This is a genomic window from Shewanella sp. 11B5 (assembly GCF_002836795.1).
Taxonomy (GTDB): Bacteria; Pseudomonadota; Gammaproteobacteria; order Enterobacterales; family Shewanellaceae; genus Shewanella; species Shewanella frigidimarina.
In genome coordinates this window covers 1-5373 of sequence record NZ_PJAP01000542.1, presented here as the reverse complement: position 1 = coordinate 5373, position 5373 = coordinate 1, and the positions used below count along the sequence as shown (strand labels likewise).

Sequence of the window (5373 nt, the reverse complement as noted above, 5' to 3'; positions counted from 1 at the left end):
GCGAATGAAGCAACTGCGTCTTAATCCTATTAATTGCATCAACGGCGAAATTAATATTCCAGGGTCTAAAAGTATTTCAAACCGTGTATTACTTTTAGCCACGCTTGCCAAAGGCAGCACAACACTTACAAACTTGTTAGATTCTGACGACATTCGCTATATGCTGGCATCGCTTAAACAATTGGGTATTCAATACACATTAAGTGAAGACAAAACCGAATGCGTTGTTGAAGGAAACGAAGGTCCAATTTCATCTGCTAGCGCTCAAAGCCTCTTTTTAGGTAATGCTGGTACGGCAATGCGTCCTTTATGCGCAGCATTAACATTAGGCCAAGGCGAGTTTACCTTAACGGGTGAGCCACGAATGGAAGAGCGACCAATTGGTGATTTAGTTGATGCGCTGCGTCAGCTCGGTGCAGATGTCACTTACCTTAAAAACGATGGTTTTCCACCGTTAACGATAAATGCCACAGGGCTAAACGGCGGCGATGTTGAAATTGCCGGTGATTTATCAAGCCAGTTTTTGACGGCTTTGCTTATGGTCGCACCGCTGACTAAAGACAGCGTTAATATTAAAATTAAAGGTGAGTTAGTTTCAAAACCTTATATCGATATTACCATCGCACTGATGAAACAATTCGGTGTTGAGGTGATTAACCACCAATATCAACGTTTCGAAATTAAAGCCGGTCAGCACTATGTATCTCCGGGCAAAGTATTAGTTGAAGGGGACGCTTCATCTGCATCGTACTTTTTAGCCGCGGGTGCCATTAAAGGTGGTGAAGTTAAAGTCACTGGTGTTGGCCGCTTAAGTATTCAAGGCGATGTAAAATTTGCTGATGCATTAGCCCAAATGGGCGCAAACATAGAGTGGGGCGATGATTACATTATTGCCAGAAAGTCTACGTTAACAGCCATCGAAATGGACATGAATCATATTCCCGATGCTGCAATGACCATTGCTACAGCTGCTTTATTTGCGACAGGCACCACAAAACTGACTAACATCTACAACTGGCGCATTAAAGAAACAGACCGCTTAGCCGCAATGGCCACTGAGTTACGTAAAGTGGGCGCAATAGTTGAAGAAGGTCATGACTATATTACGATCACACCACCTGCAGAACTCAATACTGCAGCAATTGATACCTATAATGATCATCGTATGGCAATGTGTTTTTCAATGATGGCCTTTGCGGATTGTGGGATCACCATTAACGATCCAGACTGCACATCTAAGACCTTTCCAGATTACTTTGTACAATTTACACAATTGGCAAAATAATCTTATATCGTGAAATTAAAACGAACCCTTTAGTGCATCAGGTATGCACTAAAGGGCGATCTTGGTTTTAATAACCGAAAATTCATCAGTAATTAACATTTTTTTGTTATACAATGCGCGCGCTTATTTTGATGAACCCTTTATCTTTTCAAGGAAGATAGATTATTTTCGGAGGAAATTATGTCTGAACGATCTCCAGTGATCACAGTAGATGGCCCAAGCGGTGCAGGGAAAGGGACTATATGCCAATTGTTGGCACAACATTTAGGGTGGCATTTGTTAGACAGTGGTGCGATTTATCGTGTTTTAGCCTTAGCCGCTATTCATCATGATGTTGAGCTAGAAAACGAAGAAGCACTGACCTTATTGGCTGCACACCTTGATGTTCAATTTTTAACGGGGACCGAGGCCGATGCCATTAAAGTGATTCTCGAAGGTGAAGATGTTACCACCACCATTCGCACACAAGAATGCTCAAATGCTGCCTCAAAAGTGGCGGCATTACCACGCGTACGTGAGGCATTATTACGTCGTCAACGTGCATTTAGCGCCGCTCCAGGACTTGTTGCCGATGGACGCGACATGGGCACAGTGGTTTTTTCTAAAGCACCAGTAAAAATATTTTTAACTGCGTCTGCTGAAGAACGTGCGCAAAGACGCTATAATCAGTTGCAGGACAAGGGCTTCGATGTTAAAATCGATCGCCTTTTAGCTGAAATTATTGAACGAGACGACCGCGACATCAATCGCGCCGCTTCGCCACTAGTCCCAGCTGATGATGCACTTGTTATTGATACAAGCGGCATAGGCATTGAAGATGTATTGAAGCAAGTGCTTGAATATGTTGGACAAAAAATTACTGTTACATAATCGAATGGTCGATTATTGTGCAGTAGGTATTCGTGTTAAGGATGACACGAATAATATTACTAGACTCCACATCTAGGATGGATGGTGGTTTATTTAATGAAAGTAACCTAAAACATGACTGAATCTTTTGCTGATCTATTTGAACAATCCCTTCAAACCCTAGAGTTCCGTCCAGGTTCTATCGTCCGTGGTACAGTTGTTGCCATCGAAAACGGTATGGTACTTGTTGACGCTGGTCTTAAGTCTGAAAGCCCAATCAATGCTGACGAATTCAAAAACGCACAAGGCGTTTTAGAAATCCAAGTAGGTGATGAAGTTGACGTAGCCCTTGACTCTGTTGAAGATGGTTTCGGTGAGACTCAATTGTCTCGCGAAAAAGCTAAGCGTCATGAAGCTTGGATCGTTCTAGAAAAAGCGTACGAAGATGCTGAAACTGTAATCGGTATCATCAATGGTAAAGTTAAAGGTGGTTTCACTGTTGAATTAAACGGTATCCGTGCCTTCTTACCAGGTTCTCTAGTTGACGTGCGCCCAGTTCGCGACACAGCTCACTTAGAGTACAAAGAATTAGAATTCAAAGTTATCAAGCTTGACCAGAAGCGCAACAACGTTGTTGTTTCTCGTCGTGCAGTTATCGAATCTGAAAGCAGTGCTGAACGTGATACTCTTCTTGAGAATCTACAAGAAGGTCAAGCTGTTAAAGGTATCGTTAAAAACCTTACTGACTACGGTGCATTCGTAGACTTAGGTGGTGTTGACGGTCTTTTACATATCACTGATATGGCTTGGAAACGTGTTAAGCACCCATCTGAAATCGTTAATGTTGGTGACGAAATCAACGTTAAAGTTCTTAAGTATGACCGTGAGCGTACTCGCGTATCACTAGGTCTTAAGCAACTTGGCGAAGATCCATGGTTAGAAATCAGCAAGCGCTACCCAGAAAGCACTAAGCTTACTGGTCGCGTAACTAACTTAACTGACTACGGTTGCTTCGTCGAAATCGAAGAAGGCGTTGAAGGTTTAGTACACGTTTCTGAAATGGATTGGACTAACAAGAACATTCACCCATCTAAAGTTGTTAACTTAGGTGATGAAGTTGAAGTGTTAGTATTAGACATCGATGAAGAACGTCGTCGTATTTCTCTAGGCCTTAAACAGTGTAAAGTTAACCCATGGGATGACTTCGCAACTCGTTACAACAAAGGCGACAAAGTATCTGGTAAGATCAAGTCAATCACTGACTTCGGTATCTTTATCGGTCTTGACGGTGGAATCGATGGTCTTGTTCACTTATCTGACATTTCTTGGAACGGTACTGGCGAAGACGCAGTTTCTGAATACAAGAAAGGCGATGAGATCCACGCTGTAGTTCTTTCAGTAGACCCAGAGCGTGAGCGCATCAGCCTAGGTGTTAAGCAAACTGAAGATGATCCATTCAACGCATACTTAGCTGACAAGAAGAAAGGCACCGTAGTTCACGGTACTGTTTCTGCTGTTGACGCAAAAGGTGTTACAGTTGAATTAGCAGAAACAGTTGAAGGTTACATTCGTGTAGCTGACATCTCTGCAGACCGCATCGAAGACGCATCTACTGTATACTCAGTTGGTGATGCAATCGAAGCTAAGTTCATGGGTGTAGATCGTAAGAACCGTTCTATCAGCTTATCTATCAAAGCGAAAGATGAAGCTGAACAGAAAGAAGCGATCGCTACTTTGAACAAGCAAGACGATGTTGTAATGAGCAGCGCAATGGCTGAAGCCTTCAAAGCAGCTCGTAAGTAATCGAAAATCGTCTGTTGTATGGGGACCTTGTCCCCATTAGGCGACTGTGTTTGGCTTGATAATATGGGATAGCTAAGATGACAAAATCTGAACTTATCGAAAAACTCGCCACTAGGCAGTCGCAACTGTCGGCGAAAGAAGTGGAAAGTGCAATCAAAGAAATGTTGGAGCAAATGGCAACAACATTAGAAACCGGTGATCGTATAGAAATCCGTGGATTTGGTAGTTTTTCACTTCACTATCGTGCGCCTCGTACGGGTCGTAATCCAAAAACAGGAACCTCTGTTGACTTGGAAGGCAAGTATGTACCGCACTTTAAGCCGGGAAAAGAGCTGCGCGAACGTGTCGATGCTGTTAATCCTTGATTAACGCTTGAATAAAAAGCCTCCTATTGGAGGCTTTTTTGTATCTAATGGCAGTCAATGCTGGTCAGCCCAGTAAATTTCTTGGATAATCATTATATTGATGCACCTTCATGGAGAATAGCGTGAGATCATTTATTATCGTTGTACTGGTTGGATTGATGTTTGTTCTAGCATTATTATTTGGCGCTAAAAATGAACAAGTCGTAACCTTAAGTTACTTTATTGCTGAAGGGCAATATCGATTGCCTATGGTTCTTGCTGTGGTATTTTTCAGCGGCTTTATCATCAGCTGGATATTTGCAAGTTACCACATCGTGAAGTTAAAACTCGCGTTACGTAAAAGTAACAAAGCGCTTAAAAAGTTCGCCGCTGCGGATGCAATCAGTGTTGTTGTAACGCCTAAGGATCAAGCCGCCTAGTATGCTAGAAATCTTGTTCTTGTTATTGCCTATCGCTGCCGGTTATGGATGGTACATGGGACGACGCAGTATTCGTCATAGCGATAGCCAGCAGACTAAAAAACTAAGCCGAGATTACTTTACTGGGCTTAACTTTTTACTGTCTAACGAGTCTGACAAAGCGGTTGATTTATTCATCAGCATGCTCGATGTTGATGACGAAACTATCGACACCCATCTATCGTTAGGTTCGTTATTTCGTAAACGAGGTGAAGTGGATCGTTCTATTCGCATCCATCAAAATTTGATTGCTAGGCCTAGCTTAACCAATGAGCAGCGTGACATTGCGATGATGGAGTTAGGTAAAGATTATATGGCTGCAGGTTTTTATGACCGCGCTGAAGAAATCTTTATAAACTTAGTCAGCCAAGATGACCACAGTGAAGAAGCTGAAACACAACTGCTGCTAATCTACCAAGTGACCAAAGAGTGGCAAAATGCCATCGACATCACTAAACGCTTACCTCGTAAACGTCAGCAAGTGCTTAAATGCACCACGGCCCATTTTTATTGTCAGTTAGCTGATGAAGCCAATAATGACGCTGATAAAATCAAAAAATTACAACAAGCAATTAAACAAGACGCCCAATGCGGTCGAGCTTGGTTAACCTTA

The 5373-nt window shown here is 42.5% G+C and carries 6 protein-coding genes; all 6 read left to right on the top strand.

Translation table 11 applies throughout. The features are described from left to right. Window positions 1-4: 4 nt before the first annotated feature. Window positions 5-1285 carry a 3-phosphoshikimate 1-carboxyvinyltransferase gene (aroA, locus tag CXF78_RS12770; RefSeq protein WP_102037009.1) on the top strand — a complete coding sequence of 427 codons (1281 nt, stop codon included), beginning with the start codon at window positions 5-7 and terminating at the stop codon, window positions 1283-1285. A gap of 180 nt (window positions 1286-1465) precedes the next feature. Beyond that, window positions 1466-2155 carry a (d)CMP kinase gene (gene cmk, locus CXF78_RS12765; RefSeq protein ID WP_102037008.1) on the top strand — a complete coding sequence of 230 codons (690 nt, stop codon included), beginning with the start codon at window positions 1466-1468 and terminating at the stop codon, window positions 2153-2155. A 114-nt stretch (window positions 2156-2269) separates the two neighbouring features. Beyond that, a complete protein-coding gene (rpsA, locus tag CXF78_RS12760) occupies window positions 2270-3937 on the top strand; it encodes a 30S ribosomal protein S1 (RefSeq protein ID WP_011637579.1) in 1668 nt (555 codons plus the stop codon). A gap of 77 nt (window positions 3938-4014) precedes the next feature. After that, window positions 4015-4302: an integration host factor subunit beta gene (gene ihfB, locus CXF78_RS12755; protein WP_011637578.1), complete on the top strand. Its 288-nt coding sequence runs from the start codon at window positions 4015-4017 to the stop codon at window positions 4300-4302. A 122-nt stretch (window positions 4303-4424) separates the two neighbouring features. Further along, the gene (locus CXF78_RS12750; protein WP_049763537.1) at window positions 4425-4721 is read left to right on the top strand and encodes a LapA family protein; all 297 of its coding nucleotides are present in this window, start codon (window positions 4425-4427) and stop codon (window positions 4719-4721) included. 1 nt (window position 4722) lies between these two features. Further along, the coding region (locus tag CXF78_RS12745) for a lipopolysaccharide assembly protein LapB (protein ID WP_145991435.1) at window positions 4723-5373 on the top strand (651 nt) is incomplete at its 3' end.